Source organism: Sulfuricurvum sp., assembly GCF_022759005.1.
Lineage (GTDB): Bacteria > Campylobacterota > Campylobacteria > Campylobacterales > Sulfurimonadaceae > Sulfuricurvum.
Map to the genome: position 1 here is coordinate 1 of NZ_JAEMQA010000062.1, position 15,416 is coordinate 15,416.

Here is a 15,416-nt window from a genome sequence, read left to right on the forward strand (position 1 = left end):
TATCCTTAATATATATTTTACATATTTATTTTATATTTAATATCGTACTTACTTCACCAAACAGATCGTCCATCTCCTGATCCGCTTTACTGAAAATACGATACTCTTTGATACTTTTTCCTTCGCCTACGGAGTGGGCAATATCGACACGTTGTCGCAGAATCGATACCATCAGTTCAAAATGATCCGACATACAGATAAAATCAACCAAATCCCCGAACCGCTTCATTGCCGGATTGATATTGTTGAACAAAACATGCGTTTTAATCACTTCACCCTGAATATTCGATAGACTCTTGAGTATCTCTTCGTATTTTTGCAGCCCCATCAGATCAAACGGTTTATCGCTTATGGGGGTGATGAGCAAATCCGAAGCGATCATCGCAACACGATTGTAAGCACTGTCAAATCCTCCGGAATCTATAATTGTGAGCGAATCGGGCGTATCAGATGCGGCATACTCCGCCAACTCTTCGGCACTGTTGAAATGGAGCATTTGTATCGGGGTGAGATCATTCTCCTGACGCAATGCATTGGTTACACTCAAAGAGCGCTGTGTGTCCAAATCAATCACCCGTGTATCGAGAATAGAGGAAAAATGAACAGCAAGATTCCACGCAACAGTTGATTTTCCGACTCCCCCTTTTTGATGAGACAATGTTACGATCATCAATATGCCTTTTATATTATTTTGATATTTAAAGTATATATTTTTTAGACTTAAAATATATATTTAATCCTTTTACAACTAAAATCTTTTTTTTCACAAATTCGGTGTATAATAGCGTATTCTATGCAGGAGAATCGGATGGGAGAAACCCAATTGCTCACGCTGTTTGTCGGTATCATTGCTGTATGTATGGTAATCATTGTCGTGGTGGTTATTTTTATCGGGATGCAGTCGTTTAAAACGATGCGGAAAGTTCAAGACCTTATTACGCACGTAGAAAATGAGCTGAGTTTCCTCTCGACCAAAGGGGCAATGACGCTACATCAAATCAATGAATTGTTAATTCATCTCAAAGAGGAAACCAAAGAGCTGAGCGATAAATCCAAACTCTCCTTGCATGAATTGCACAATTTGCTTTCCTTTGTCCATGACGAAACCAAATCCCTCGCCCTCAAAGCGTCCAACGGAATCGCAAAAGTGACGATCGGTTCCCTCGCCATCGGAGCACTGTCTCAATTTCTTAAGAAAAAAAAGGAGTAAACCATGAATCAAAATAATACCCTCAGTTTTGTCCTCGGAGCAGCTATCGGTGCAGTTGCCGGCTATTATCTTTTCAAACATCAAGATAAGATCGTTGATAAGATCCATGAACTCGAAGAGAATCTAAACATCGATCATCATCAATTGATCGACAAAGCAAAAAACAAACTTGATTCACTCACCCAAAGTGTCCAATCTACGATTGAACGCTATACCCATAGTGAAGAACCCGATCGTGACGAGTTACAATCGATTATGACAGAATTGGCAAAATTGCGTGATGAAGTGCAATCACTCAAAACAGCCTCAGCTGAGTAATGCAGCACTTCAGTGCTGCTTGTTCACAAAACGGTTAAAACGTCCGTCCAATTTTTCCAACTCTTCTCGAGTCCCTTCTTCAAGGATAAGACCGTTTTCGAGCACGTAAATATAATCTGCACGAGTCACCGTGCTTAACCGATGTGCGATGATGATGACTGTTTTATCGTGTAAAAAACTTTCTAAGGCTTCAAACAAAGCACTCTCCGTATGAACATCAAGTGCCGATGTTGATTCATCGAAAATAACTACCTTTGGATTGGCCAATACCATACGCGCAATACTAAGCCGCTGACGCTGGCCTCCAGAGAGTCGAATACCGAACTTGCCGACCTGCGTTTCCAGTCCCTCAGGTAAAGTAGATACAAATTCCGAGAGCTGTGCGATATTCAAGGCTTGCACTATCTTCTCATCATCAAGAGCATCCCCCATCGTTAAATTAAACCGAAGGGTGTCATTGAACATCAACGGCTGCTGCAAGACAACAAAGACCTCATCACGTACGCGGGAAAAACCGATCTCATTGACACTAACACCGTTATAAAGGATATCTCCCGAACTTGGAGGATAAAAACCAACAAGTAGCTGCGATAGGGTGCTTTTACCGCTACCGCTCGCACCGATGATCGCGACGGTGCCACCCGCACGGATGTTAAGATTTATCCCTTTTAATACCGGCTCTTTTTCATCGTATCCAAACACCAAATCACGCGTTTGTATTGAGAGGGATTTTGCACCATCCAAAGTTTTCGTAGTACTGAGCACCGGCTCGGTAGGAAGAGACAACAGCTCATTCAAACGGGCAAGGGCATTTTTTGCGTTCGCAAAGCTGTACTGGAGCGACAACAAATCCTGTACAGGAGTCATCATAAACCATAGATAGCCGAAAATTCCGAACATAACTCCGATCGATAAGTCCGAATACAAAACCATCACCAGTCCAAGGGCACGAAAAATCTCAAAACCGCTCAGAAAAAGGGTATACGAGTACCTCTCACCCATCAACGCTTTGATTCCATATTCGCTCGCACTATGACGCAATCTTTTCGATTGATCGATGGCATTGGCGATGAAATGCTCCTCTTTGTTGCTGGCACGAATCTGTCCGAAGAGGTCACACATCTGCGTTAGCGTATCCGATAATTCTCCAATGGTGCGGTTTTGCTCTTTTTTCAGTACTCCTACCCGAGTCGAAATTTTTCGGGTGACGATCATAATCAGAGGTTGAAAAATAAGGATCAAAATTCCAAAAAGAGGATTGATAAAAATGAGCACGACAGCAACACCGATCAAAGTGGCTATCGAAACAATAAGTTTTGAGAGAGCACCCCCTAAGAACTGCTCGATCGTATCAATATCGGTAATGAGATGGGTAATTACTTTCCCGCTGCCCAAACGTTCATATGCAGACATCGAAACATGTTTCAGATGTTCTAATGCACGAACACGAATTGCAAAACCCAACTCCTGAGAAAGCGTAATAAAAAACTTTTGAGAAACCACACTCAGAAGGAAAAAAATAAATCGCAATGCGATCGTGACAACCAACACAATACCGATGTAAAGAAGAGGTTCCTGAAGAGAGGTAATAGAGTCTATCGCTTCGGTGATTTTCCCCCCTTTTTTGAGGAGTACCTCATCCACCATTAAAGGGATAAGCAAAGGGATAGGAATTGAGATAAGTGTGGCAAGAATTGCTATTACGTTCCCCCAAAGAAGAGAACGTTTATAGCGAAGCATCATCGTAAAAAGGTGTTTAAAAGCAATCATAATCACGATTATATCAAAAGGAGTTTATCTCTTTGCAAGAACTATTCTAAATAATAAAAATTTTCTTTTAGAAAGAAAAATTACTTCACATCAGTTTAGTTGCATTAAAGTTTGTGTGTTACAATTTCCATACTTTAACATCAAAAACCACACAAGGAAAACATATGCTCGTTACTAAAAAAGCTCCTGACTTTACCGCTACTGCCGTTCTTGGGAACAACCAAATCGTTGACAACTTCAACTTGTATGAAAATCTCGGTGAAAAAGGTGCCGTCCTTTTCTTCTATCCACTCGATTTTACATTCGTTTGTCCGTCTGAATTGATCGCATTCGATCACCGTCTTGACGCGTTTACTGAGCGTGGAATCAACGTTATCGGTGTATCGGTTGACTCACAATTCAGCCACTTCGCATGGAAAAACACTCCGGTAAACCAAGGCGGTATCGGTCAAGTTCGCTATCCACTCGTAGCCGATTTGAACAAACAAATTTCACGTGATTACGATGTACTTTTCGGTGAGTCGGTTGCTCTTCGCGGTTCATTTTTGATCGACAAAGACGGAACTGTCCGTCATGCGGTTATCAACGACCTTCCACTCGGGCGTAACATCGATGAGATGCTTCGTATGATCGATGCGATGTTGTTCACAAACGAGCACGGTGAAGTGTGCCCTGCAGGTTGGGCAAAAGGTGACGCCGGTATGAAAGCAAGCACTGAGGGTGTTGCTGAATATCTTGCTGCGCACGCAGAGACACTGTAATTTGAACGCGACAGGAGCAAAGCCCCTGTTGCTACGCTGGCCGCTAAGGCACTAAAGCTTGCCTCTTCGAGGCAGATTTTACCTCGCTCTTTTTATTAATCAAAAATACTCTATCCTTTTGTCATGCAATACTCTTTTTTAGCCTCGTATCTACTCATCATCTTTGCCCTGTGGTATTCACGCCGTGAACACTTCGGTCTGGAAAAAACGATCCTCACCAACTCGATACTCGCAATGGTACAGCTGGGAGTTCTGGGATACGCACTTGTCTATCTGTTCAAAATGGAGCATCCCGCACTCTTGTTTTTCGTTTTGCTGGGAATGGTAACGTTCGGAGCCTATACGGCGCGTAAACGGACACCGCTGGGAGAGCAGAGTTTTAAAATCGCGTTTTATTCGATAGGGGCATCCTCTGCCATCGTTTTTTTATCGATGATGGCGTTTGGGGTGATTCATATGGTACCCCATGAGATGATCCCTATCGGGGGAATGATCATCGGAAATGCCCTCAACGTCTACACCCAAAGCACCGAACGGTTCCGCGCCGAGGTGAAAAATACGATCGAGACAATCGAGGGGATGGTGGCACTGGGGGCTCCGCTTAAAGAAGCGTTATCTTTTGCCTCCAAAGCCTCCGTCAAAGCCTCTATGATCCCCACACTCAACATGCTCCAAACAGTGGGAATCATCCATATCCCCGGCATCACGACGGGGATGCTCCTAGCCGGAGCCGATCCGCTCAAAGCGATATCCTATCAACTCGCCGTCATGTACATGATGGTCGCCGTCGCACTCCTCTCAGCCGTATTGAGCACCCTATTTTCCTATCGAGTGATTATCGGAGCGGCGTTTAAAAATTAAGCGCACTAGTGCGCTTGGGCATTCCGCCGTGGACATTGTGCCCCCAGCGGGTAAAACACAACGTTAGCGTAGTCATCGGGGCTTTGCTTCGATGACATACTCATTACTTCCCTCACTAAACCGTTTTGCCCTAGGGTGGACAAAGCAGAGTTTTTCCCATCCCCGATGCGGGCGGATCAGTATGACGCGATGCGCCGAAACAGAGCGTGATAATGCGACATAAAACTGTGACGGGGCGAAAATCTCGTTCGTCTCGATGACATAATCAGCCAGAGACATCCCCTGCGATTTATGGATCGTGATTGCAAATGCCAGTGTCAGGGGGAACTGACTAAGAGTAAGAAGTTTCTCTTCGATAGCAGGGCCCCCTTTTTCCACCCAACGCGTTTTTACCGTATCGACCCGCTCTACTTTGACATTTACCCCATCGGCTTTTTTCACCCAAATCAGGTCACTCTCAATGGAAGTTATCACTCCCCGTTCGCCGTTGTAGTAGTTCCAAGCATTGCGGGTAAAGAGAATCGGAGCACCCACTTTGAGGCTCAAAATAGGCTCAATACGGCTCTCGGTCATAAACCTCTCCACATCACGATCCTGCATTTTTTTATCGTGAATCGTGACATAGGTCTCCACCTCGATCATCTCCCCGTACAAATGCTCCAACTGGGAACGGTTATGATTTTGAGCGCTGATATTTTTACCAAACAGCAGCGTCATCGTGCTCATATCTTCGGCCAGCGGTTTAATCAACGCCTCAAGAGCCTCGTGCGCCGCTTCATCGAGACGTGCATGACGCACTTTCTCCAATAGCTCCAGAAACTTCGCTTCATGGGTACGATATGACCCTTCCAAGTGGAGCGTCTCAAATCCAAGCCGCTCCCACGAGTGAGATTCAAACGCAAAGCAGATCGGCTCATTCCCGCGGGTTACAGGGGGGAGCTGCAAAAAATCTCCCACCACGATAACACGACCGCTAAATTCGGCTTGCAGCAATCGAAGCCGTATCATATCAAGCAGCGGCGCACCCACCATTGAAATCTCATCGATGACAATAATCTGCATAGAACGGATCAGTTTGATGATTTTTTCGGCGGGCTCAAGCTTGCCATTTCTCTCCAGTTCCTCTTGGGAATTGGCGATCCCTAGATCAAAAAAACTGTGAAGCGTCTGCCCTCCGATCAGCGTTGCCGCCATCCCCGTCGAGGCGAGACGGGCTACCGATTTTCCCTTTTGTACCGCATCCTCGATCAGGGCACGGGTGAGGGTCGTTTTCCCTGATCCCGCCCCTCCGGTGATAAAGAGGTTGGAGGTTTCTAAAATAGAAAGTGCTTTTTCAATCATCCTGATCCTTCAAAACAATTACCCTTCCAAACGGCACCGATACACTTTTGGATGCAACCCATACAACCTCATACGAAGGTTCATAGGGGGGAAATTTCCCCTCCAAATCGGTAAAATAGAGGAGCATTTTAGGCTGAAAAGCAAACGTTTCGACCAGCTCAAACACCGGCGTAAAATCGGTCCCTCCCCCTCCGAGAAGATCATACTCGATTTTATCGCCGTTTTCACAATGGTGAATACTGCGAACACGATCATCGCATACGATCACATCGATACTGTACGAACCAAATGCTTCCATGATCGATTCGATTTCACCGATAAACACTGAGAGTAATAACTCCTCTATCGAACCCGAAGAGTCAATTGCGATAACCAGCTCAAGGCGACGTGAGCGAACTCCCGGTAAATACACCCCGTTATACAGAAGCTTTTTCGAAGGCGGCATGAGGGTATAATCGCTCACATAATACCCCCCAATCATGTCGCGCAGTTCACTTCTCCAATCAATCCGATTTTTAGATTGAAGTCCAAATTGCCGACAAAATGATTCAGCGTACGGATCATCTTTTTCCATCGCTTCATGCACACGTTTCTCTCTTTGTGCACGGGATAACTTTTCCTCTAAGCCCTCGCCGTCTCTGTGATCGTCCGCATCCCGATCGTTTTGTTCTTGATCCAAAAACTCTTTTGAGAGCTCCGTATAGATCTCCTCCGCACTAAGATTTCCAAAGCGCTTATCATAACTGATTTTTGGCGGAGGGGTAAATCCGCTCTCTATGAGAAGGGTATTGATCGCATAATCACAGGCCATATTCCATAGCCACGGGCTTCGATTTCCCCGACGAAGGGTATGCGACAGAGCTTCATGCAAAGCTCCGTTACACAAAACAAACATTTTTTCTTCGATGCTGAGAGATTCGACATACCCCTCACGATACTCTATTGTATTGTCTTTAACGCTAAAACTTTCGATATTATCATTGAGAATCATCTCCATCCCTGAAGCTATCATCCCAAAAAACGGGTACTCAAGTAAAAGTTTGGCTTTGAGAGGAGAGAAATCACTCATAACAAATACTCATACGCCTCAACCCATTCGCCAAACGCATCGAGATGCTCCATTGCCACACCTTGACGCTGTAAATCTTGAACAATCATCACCGCAAATTCGTTTTTCAGCTTCAGACTATATTGCAAAACATGACTTACCGCTTCATCCGAAGGATCATTGAGGAGTCGTAAAATCAATGCAGAGGAGAGCGCATAGAGGGTTGAAAGATCTTCGCTTGAGTCCACGTCTTCGCCCCGAATGATCGCTTCGATATCGGGCAATTTATCCATGACCTGTACAAATCCCAAAAAATCAACCGCTGCATCGTCCCCCACTGCACCGCTAATCGCTTCAAGCCAGAGGTTTTTAGGTAAAGGGCTCTTCAAGATCGAATGTACCGCTTCCCAACTGCGCGGTGTAGGGAAACTGCGTTCGTTTTTTAGCGGATCAAATCCAAAAAGTGCACTGTTTTTATAAGCGATATATCCGATTACACGAGAATCAATCCCCCGTTTCAGTGCCCAGTCCCGCCAATCCTGTGCGTTAACTTCCATCTCGATATGGACAAAGCGGTTCGCCAACGGAGAGGGGAGGCGATATACAACACCACGATCCCCCTCACGATTACCCGCAGCTACAATCGCCCAGCCAATCGGTAATTCATACTCTCCGACACGACGATCCAAAATCAGCTGATACGCCGATGCTTGAACGGCAGGAGCGGCAGAGTTAAGTTCATCAAGAAACAAAATCCCAGCTCCATCACGCGGTAAAAACGAGGGTGGTGCCCACAAGGCGGTATGGGACTCCCGCTCGTAAAACGGAATCCCTTTGAGATCGGTCGGATCCATGAGCGAGAGACGTAAATCGATGCACTCTATCCCTTTTTCACGGGCTAGCTGTTTGATAATCGAAGATTTGCCGATCCCTGGTGCACCCCACAAAAATGTGGGTATTTTGGAATCAATCAAGGAACGCATCGTCTCTATCGTATCTTTTGGCTGCATCAATACCATCCTATGTTGTATGTTTGAATATGCTCTCCGAATGCCGGATTTGTCTTGACGCTTCGCTCGTATCGACGATCAAGAGAGAGCTGATAGAGAATCTCAATCGGCGTAGCTCTATTGGCCGCCAAAGCTCCTAACACAGCACTCTCTCCGCTATCATATAATATTTCGAATTTTTCCGATGAGAGCGAAGGGTTTGACCCCAATGCAACTCGGTGCTTTCCGCTCGCAAAAATCGCTTCAATGATTTCACCCTCTGTTGTCGGATTGGACGCAAGCGCTTCGACAACCGTCTCATCTCCTAATCCAAAAAGACGCTCTTGCATGGAGTGAGTACAACTCTCATTTGATGCCAAATGGACTCCATAACCTTCTATTAGACGTTCAAAACGCTCCTCATCCATACGCATGTTCGCTGCAATTAAATGTGGATATACTCTCTCCAAAGCATCCGCCCCTTGGCTTGATATGCTTTTGTTTGTTGCGAGAATCGTATTGACTTCCTCATCTTCCAGTGCCAAAAGTTCTCTCTCCAGCGCCAACGGTTCACGATGAGCCAAAAGAGCCCTTTTTCCATCGATCAACTGCGCTAAAATCATCTCAGAGGTGTCAGCGTGAAGAGCTATCGCATCCAATACCCCAGAGAGCGATGGATTGGATCGGTGTTTCAATTCATCCTTAATCGGCTCTAATTGAGCTATCGCATCGATCAATTCACCCGTCCCGTAGCGCTCAATCAAATGGGCTAGTCCACTCATGGCGTATTGCACATTATGATTTCGATCCAGATCTTTGTAAAATCGCCCGATGATCGATGCAGTCACATTGCGGTTGCTATCGTTATCAAACAATCCCTCTTTTTGCCAATCATAGAGCGCAAGAAGTTTAAAATAGAGTTCATCCGTAATATAAGGATTTTGCAAAAAATCGACAAGCCGCTCCTGATTGCGGGAGAGTTTTAAACTCATCAGCAATCGATTCGGTTCGATACTTCTACACAACCATTTCTCGAAATCCGCAAGCTCGATGATCGGAACATTCTCACCCTCATACAGCCGTTCGGATTCGGATTGTTCATACGGATTCATCATCCGCCCCTCGATGATTACTGCGACCGAATGATCGTAACTTTGGATGCGATCGATTTTATGGAGTTTCAAAAGCGCGTCAAATTCACTGATGTGCAATGCACGGGTTTTGCCCAACAGTAGGATCGATTTTCCGGATAGTTTATCATAGTTCATAAGGCGCATTATAATCCATCAGCCTAAAAAAATTCAGCAACGCTATAATGTCATCAATAGTTTAAAAGGATTTTAACGATGGACGAACTTCATGAGGGCATTGCCGCGTATGATGCTGGGGATTATGAAAAAGCATACCGAATTCTCTACCCGTTGGCAGCCTACAAACGTAATTCTGAAGCCCAATTTCATATAGGGATGATCTACTTTTACGGAGAAGGGGTAGAAAAAGACATTGATCAAGCAATGGAGTGGTGGAAAAAAGCAATGCGTAACGGTCATGTTGATGCAGCTTATCGCCTCAGCGAAATTGCTACATCGACAAAAACAACGTTTTAGCCCTATTATTTTTGGACACCAAAGGAATAAAATCCCTTTGGTTACGCTAGCCGCTATGGCACTAAAGCTTGCCTCTACGAGGCAGATTTATTCCAAAACTCGCCCGATACTGTAGCGCATATCCTCATCAAGGGTATCCATATTCGAGAGCATCCAGTTTAAATACCCTTTATCTGCTGCGGCTATTTCAACGAGAGTTTTACCTTTGTATTTCCCGAATTTGAGAGGTCTCGTGTAAAATACGGGGGTTTGGGTAAGCTCAACCATCTTATCGATCGGATTGGCTCCTTCAAAACGCTCTTGCAATCTTTTTCGAAGTTCAGTGAGAAACAGCTTCAACACCAAAACATCTCCGATCGCATCATGCGCTCTCACCTCTATCCCAAGCGTGTCAGCTTCAGATTGTTCAACCTTGTACAATCCCAAGCGGTAGCGGAAATACTGCAATCGGTGTGAATCTTCATCATCAAAGAGGTGACGGGCACAGCGAAGGGTATCGATAAGGCGCATTTGAGAGGTAAAATTCTCTTTGGCAAGCATCCCCAAATCAAATGGAGCATTATGAATAATCAATACATTATCAGGTGTATTGAGTTGACAAAGGGTTTGAAAAGCAGACGTATCAATACATGCAGGCAGTCCCTCAATCATCTCAGGAGTAATGCCGTGAACCTCCATAGCACCGTAGCTGATCGGAACAGGAGCACTGCACATCTCATTATAAACATCTACATTTTTCCCATCGAGAACCATGTAGCCTAGCTGAATGACACGATCCTCTTCTCCCGCTCCCGTCGTCTCCGTATCAAGGAGTATATACTTAGCCATTAATACTGATCGTCTTCATCGTCGAGATCAAACTCATCGTAGTCGTCCTCGTCTTCTTCCTCTTCATCGTCATAGTACAAATCATCCTCTTCATCATCGCCTTCGCGCATTGAGGTAAGCTCTGTATACAGCTGTTCAGCCTCTTCTTCATCGATTTCGCCGCTATTGAGTTCTCCGAGAAGATCTTTGTATTCATCACGAAGCGCTTGCATATCTTCAAGCTGTGCACGTTCTTGGGGAGATGCATCATTTTGCGATGCAATGGATTCAAAAATATCATCGATGTGTTCTTCCACATCTGGGATCAATTCATTTTGTATCAAATGTTTTAGTTGTGTAATATAGGCCATGTTATATCCTTGCTGCGTGTGATTTGCATATCTCATTATACTTCAAAAATGTGACAATACCATACTAACAAAGCAGATGTTTTAAAAGAAGCAATAGAAGTTAAAAGGATGATTGTAAAAAAGGAAAAGGAAATGGTGCGATCGGCGAGACTCGAACTCGCACACCTGTTGGCACTACCCCCTCAAGATAGCGTGTCTACCAATTCCACCACGATCGCATAAAAAGAAAGTTCTCAAGCCGAAGCTTGAGAGAGGGAAGGTCCGAACCTTACGCAGCCAAATATGGGTTTGCGTAAAGAGCGATCAAAGCGATAACAAGTGTATAGATAACTTGAGCTTCGATCATCGCAAGAGCGATGAACATCGTTGTCATCAATTTACCGCCAAGACCTGGGTTACGAGCTGTACCAGCGATAGTTGCAGCAGCAGTGCTACCCATACCGATAGCTCCACCAAGAGCTGCAAGACCAAGACCAACACCAGCAGCGATCATAGAATACGCTTTCAATGTTTGGTTAGCAACGTCTGCAGATGCAGCAGCTGCAGCAGGTGCAGCTTCAGCAGCCGCTTCAACAACTGCTACCGCTTCGTCAGCACCGAATACTGATGCAACGAGAGCAAGCAAAAGAAAAAATACTTTTTTCATGAGTAATCTCCGTATGTAAATCAAAGTCCGTTCGGATACGTTTCCCTACTTATCACTTTGTGGATGAAATTATAGTGAGCATGAGCTAAAAAATTACTTAGCTCTGCCTAAGCCGATTTTATTTCCTTTGAACTCAACGATCTCTACCATGAGCTCATCCCCTTCATTCACAACATCACCCACACGGGAGATATGTCCATCGGAGAGTTTGGAGATATGGATCAATCCGTCTACGCCGCCCGGAAGTTCGATAAAGGCGCCAAAATCGACAATCTTTTTCACTTTTCCTTTGACAACATCACCCACTTTGTATTCTACTTTTTCGACAGGGGTGGCTCCGCTGACAATCCCCTCGATGTGATCGCGCGCACCGCGCAACCCGTCTCGATTTTTTCCAGTCAGTTTGACGGACCCTTTTTTCTTGTCAATATCGATGGTGACGTCAAAACGTTCAATAATGTCTCGAATCGTTTTTCCCGCTTGACCGATAATATCCCCGATAAAACTCGGATCGATGTGGAACAGATCGGTACTCGGCAATGTCCCCTCATTGAGTTCGATGTGATCTTCTGCACCGATCATAATATCAATGATGTGAGAACGTGCCTCTGCAGCTTGATACAGCGCCTCTTTGAGAACATCTAAACGAATTCCGCCAAGCTTAATGTCCATCTGCATCGCGGTAATCCCCTCTTTGGACCCCGCTACTTTGAAATCCAAATCGCCATCATGATCTTCAAGACCCATAATGTCGGTCAGAATTGCATGACGATCCCCCTCGGAAACCATCCCCATAGCTACGCCGGCAATCGGATCGGCCATCTCGATATCCCCTGCACGTAATGCCATATAACCGCCACATACGGTAGCCATTGAGGATGACCCGTTGGATTCTAATACTTCCGAGACCAAACGGATCGTTTGGCCGTTACGGACGCACGCCCCCTCCAATGCCCGTTTTGCAAGATTACCGTGGCCCAATTCACGACGGCGAGGCGCTCCGATCGGAGAAGGCTCACCGACACTGAATCCCGGGAAATTGTAGTGAACCATGAACGATTCATTTTGCGTTCCGCTATCAGTGAGATTTTCAAACATTTGAGCATCTTTTGCTCCACCCAACGTCAATACAACCAATGCCTGTGTTTGACCGCGTGTGAAAAGAGCCGAGGCATGTGCATTCGGCAATACGTTTGTCTCGATCGAAATCGGACGTACTTCTTTGAGACCGCGCCCATCGGCACGCACTTTTTCATCCAAAATTTGAGCACGCACCATGGAGCGTTTTACCGATTCAATCGCTTTTTTGAGCTCATGTTCGTCCCATTGCGGTTTCTCTTTCATAATATTTTTTCGAATAGTGCGAAGAGCGGTAGAACGCTCCGTTTTCGCCATTTGGTTGATGCCCGCTTTGAGGTCGCCAGTGTGATGTGCACGGACATACTCAACCATCTCTGTATTGATTTCGCTTACAACCCTTTGGAGTTCAAAAGGCTCTTTAGCAAATGGTTTAAAGGCATTTTCATACGCACTGTTGGCTTGATACAATGCATCTTGAGCGGAAGCGAGAATGGTGATAAGCTCATCTTCGCTCATCGCATTCGATACACGAACCGGCAATGATGCCATGCTTGTTGCCGAATCGATCATCGGGTCAATTACTACCGGATCGAGCATCTGAATCTCATCAGTGCCAAGCGTTTGCATTTCGATCATGAGCATGTCGTCTTTGCTTCCCGCCAAGTACAAATCAAGCGTACTGTTTTGCAATTGGCTGAGGGTTGGGTTAAATACGATCTCTCCGTCGATTTTACCGACACGTACAGCACTGACGGAATTAAAGATATCAACATCCGAAACATACAAAGCTGCCGATGCGGCATTGAGCGCTAAAACCTGTAAATCGGCCTCGTGATCAGCGCTAAGAACCATTACGGTAATTTGGATTGGATTGGCAAAACCTTTTGGAAACAATGGGCGAAGAGATCGATCTACAATACGTGAAGTCAATGTCTCGAAATCACTCGGTTTCGTCTCACGTTTGATGAACCCGCCCGGAAATTTCCCGGCTGCATAACTTTTCTCAATGTATTGAACCGTCAAAGGCAAAAAATCTTCATCGACAAAGTCGGTCTCATCGATAACGACAGTAGCCAAAATAACGGTGTTTCCACACTTCAGCCATGCGGCTCCGTTCGCCTGCGCCGCTACCTGATTAAACGCATACGCTTCCGTTTTGTTTTTTAACGCTAATTCAACATTGTATTTCATTCATTCTCCATTTTTTTATCGCTTCATAGAAGAAGCGCCACCGACGACATATTTCAAATCGCTGTCGATAAATCGCAATCCTAGACCCATGAAAACATTCTGAGATTCCGGGTTAAGGAAATTGTCCCATCCACCGTACAGTTCGAGATGCTTGAGCATTTGATAGCGCACTTGAGCTTTGAGGTGGGCATGTGTTCCACGCACATCGTTCACTGCATTAAAATCAAAGGCGTCCGCACTGAATTTGAGTTTATCATGGTTCATAAAATAATCAACCCCGACTCCGCCGGTCGATTCGATTGCCCCAAAGCGGAGCAATGTATCATCGAATCGTTTCCCGTACTGTAACGAGTAATAGTTTTTCCCTTTTTCATGTTTAACCGGAAGAGTCGGTTTTGAATAATCGTCCGTACTAATGAGATCAAACATATAGTATGTTTCCGGATTCGGAAGATAGTTTACACCCAAATAGACTTTGCCGTACTGATCGCGCATCATATAATCGGTGTGCATTGCCACTTGCAATTCACTTGTGGTCAAACTGCCCAACATCGAATCAAGTTTTCCGAAAGTCTCTTCTCCGCTTTTGAAAAATGACCCCGCATTCGTAATCGTATCTTTGAGAGAGGATCGATTTTCGGTCAAAATAACGCTGACATTGTCTTCAATCTTGGTAAATTTATCGACCGCTTCAGGAAGTTTATGCTCTAGCGAACCGCTGATATTATCCATCCGTGTCGTCAATGAATTGATCCGAGCCATAATCTCCGGCAAATCTTTGTTGACGGTATCGGCTGTTTGCCCAAACCCTGCCGACATCGCTCTAAAATTAGCGATTGCAGCATGTAAATCGTCTCTGTTCTCTACGATTACTCCATCAAGATTCACACCCACATTTCGGAATGCAATAATGGCATCTTGGATCGCTTTTCGGTGCTCTTCATCCAGCGTCGATCTAAAATCGCGCAAAAGCAATTCAAGCTCTTTAGCCGCAGCATTTACTGAATCACTCGTTTGATCGAAGGAAGCATATCGCTTTGATTGTGAGAGGACTCCTCCGTTTTGCATATAAGCATTTGAATCACCGACGACGATATTAATCACTTTCGATCCCAATAGCGACTCTTGTGCGACAATGACCGAAGAATCATTCGGGATTTTAACCCCTTTATCGATCATAAGGGTCAGCTTTACCCTTTTTCCCTCAATGCTCAGATCATTGACATCTCCGATCGTGACACCGTTCATCAGTACATGAGTATGCTTTTCTATCCCCGAAGCATCTTCAATGTAAGCTTCTATCAGATACCCCTCTTTGCCCCATTTACCAAGTGATGTCACTTGTGTCGAAAGAAACAGCAGAGCACCCAGTGCCATGACAACAAAAAGACCGATTTTCGCTTCCAGTTTCATACG

The 15,416-nt window shown here is 45.1% G+C and carries 16 protein-coding genes and 1 tRNA gene; 5 read left to right on the forward strand and 12 right to left on the reverse strand.

What is annotated here, in order from left to right; all coding sequences use genetic code 11:
* Window positions 1–25: 25 nt before the first annotated feature.
* Window positions 26–670, reverse strand: coding sequence for a ParA family protein (locus JHC35_RS04075; RefSeq protein WP_295042253.1), 645 nt, complete (start codon window positions 668–670; stop codon window positions 26–28).
* Window positions 671–808: 138 nt separating this feature from the next.
* Between JHC35_RS04075 and JHC35_RS04080 the strand changes: the two genes are divergently transcribed.
* Both JHC35_RS04080 and JHC35_RS04085 read left to right on the forward strand, forming a co-directional pair.
* A complete protein-coding gene (locus JHC35_RS04080; protein WP_295042254.1) occupies window positions 809–1,210 on the forward strand; it encodes a hypothetical protein in 402 nt (133 codons plus the stop codon).
* Window positions 1,211–1,213: 3 nt separating this feature from the next.
* A complete protein-coding gene (locus tag JHC35_RS04085) occupies window positions 1,214–1,528 on the forward strand; it encodes a YtxH domain-containing protein (protein ID WP_295042257.1) in 315 nt (104 codons plus the stop codon).
* Window positions 1,529–1,537: 9 nt separating this feature from the next.
* Here the strand turns inward: JHC35_RS04085 and JHC35_RS04090 are convergent, their stop codons facing one another.
* On the reverse strand, window positions 1,538–3,298 hold the full coding sequence (locus JHC35_RS04090) for an ABC transporter ATP-binding protein (protein ID WP_295042260.1): 1,761 nt from the start codon (window positions 3,296–3,298) through the stop codon (window positions 1,538–1,540).
* Window positions 3,299–3,462: 164 nt separating this feature from the next.
* Between JHC35_RS04090 and JHC35_RS04095 the strand changes: the two genes are divergently transcribed.
* Window positions 3,463–4,059, forward strand: a complete 597-nt coding sequence (locus JHC35_RS04095) for a peroxiredoxin (protein WP_295042262.1) — start codon at window positions 3,463–3,465, stop codon at window positions 4,057–4,059.
* 123 nt (window positions 4,060–4,182) lie between these two features.
* A complete protein-coding gene (fetB, locus tag JHC35_RS04100) occupies window positions 4,183–4,920 on the forward strand; it encodes an iron export ABC transporter permease subunit FetB (protein ID WP_295042264.1) in 738 nt (245 codons plus the stop codon).
* A gap of 72 nt (window positions 4,921–4,992) precedes the next feature.
* Here fetB and JHC35_RS04105 read toward each other — a convergent pair whose 3' ends face one another.
* From JHC35_RS04105 to JHC35_RS04120, 4 genes are read right to left on the reverse strand one after another with little or no spacing between them, the layout of a single operon-like run.
* Window positions 4,993–6,261, reverse strand: coding sequence for an AAA family ATPase (locus JHC35_RS04105; RefSeq protein WP_295042266.1), 1,269 nt, complete (start codon window positions 6,259–6,261; stop codon window positions 4,993–4,995).
* Window positions 6,254–7,330 carry a VWA-like domain-containing protein gene (locus JHC35_RS04110; RefSeq protein WP_295042268.1) on the reverse strand — a complete coding sequence of 359 codons (1,077 nt, stop codon included), beginning with the start codon at window positions 7,328–7,330 and terminating at the stop codon, window positions 6,254–6,256. The genes JHC35_RS04105 and JHC35_RS04110 overlap by 8 nt, the downstream gene beginning before the upstream one ends.
* Entirely contained in the window at window positions 7,327–8,319 is a 993-nt protein-coding gene (locus JHC35_RS04115) for a MoxR family ATPase (protein ID WP_295042270.1), read from the reverse strand. The genes JHC35_RS04110 and JHC35_RS04115 overlap by 4 nt, the downstream gene beginning before the upstream one ends.
* Entirely contained in the window at window positions 8,319–9,566 is a 1,248-nt protein-coding gene (locus JHC35_RS04120; RefSeq protein ID WP_295042272.1) for a hypothetical protein, read from the reverse strand. Before JHC35_RS04120 ends, JHC35_RS04115 begins: the two co-directional genes overlap by 1 nt.
* 78 nt (window positions 9,567–9,644) lie before the next feature.
* On the opposite strand from JHC35_RS04120, the gene JHC35_RS04125 reads away from it, so the two are divergent.
* Window positions 9,645–9,905, forward strand: a complete 261-nt coding sequence (locus tag JHC35_RS04125; RefSeq protein WP_295042274.1) for a hypothetical protein — start codon at window positions 9,645–9,647, stop codon at window positions 9,903–9,905.
* Window positions 9,906–9,992: 87 nt separating this feature from the next.
* On the opposite strand, the gene JHC35_RS04130 is transcribed toward JHC35_RS04125, so the two are convergent.
* From JHC35_RS04130 to JHC35_RS04155, 6 genes are all read right to left on the reverse strand, one after another.
* Complete coding sequence (locus JHC35_RS04130) at window positions 9,993–10,733, reverse strand: exonuclease domain-containing protein (protein ID WP_295042276.1); 741 nt, start codon at window positions 10,731–10,733, stop codon at window positions 9,993–9,995.
* The gene (locus tag JHC35_RS04135) at window positions 10,733–11,083 is read right to left on the reverse strand and encodes a hypothetical protein (protein ID WP_295042278.1); all 351 of its coding nucleotides are present in this window, start codon (window positions 11,081–11,083) and stop codon (window positions 10,733–10,735) included. The genes JHC35_RS04130 and JHC35_RS04135 overlap by 1 nt, the downstream gene beginning before the upstream one ends.
* 133 nt (window positions 11,084–11,216) lie before the next feature.
* Window positions 11,217–11,301 (reverse strand) — tRNA-Leu (locus tag JHC35_RS04140).
* A 50-nt stretch (window positions 11,302–11,351) separates the two neighbouring features.
* The gene (locus tag JHC35_RS04145; RefSeq protein ID WP_295042280.1) at window positions 11,352–11,729 is read right to left on the reverse strand and encodes a F0F1 ATP synthase subunit C; all 378 of its coding nucleotides are present in this window, start codon (window positions 11,727–11,729) and stop codon (window positions 11,352–11,354) included.
* A gap of 93 nt (window positions 11,730–11,822) precedes the next feature.
* Window positions 11,823–14,000, reverse strand: a complete 2,178-nt coding sequence (locus JHC35_RS04150; RefSeq protein WP_295042282.1) for a polyribonucleotide nucleotidyltransferase — start codon at window positions 13,998–14,000, stop codon at window positions 11,823–11,825.
* A 15-nt stretch (window positions 14,001–14,015) separates the two neighbouring features.
* A complete protein-coding gene (locus tag JHC35_RS04155; protein ID WP_295042284.1) occupies window positions 14,016–15,413 on the reverse strand; it encodes an MlaD family protein in 1,398 nt (465 codons plus the stop codon).
* Window positions 15,414–15,416 lie beyond the last annotated feature (3 nt).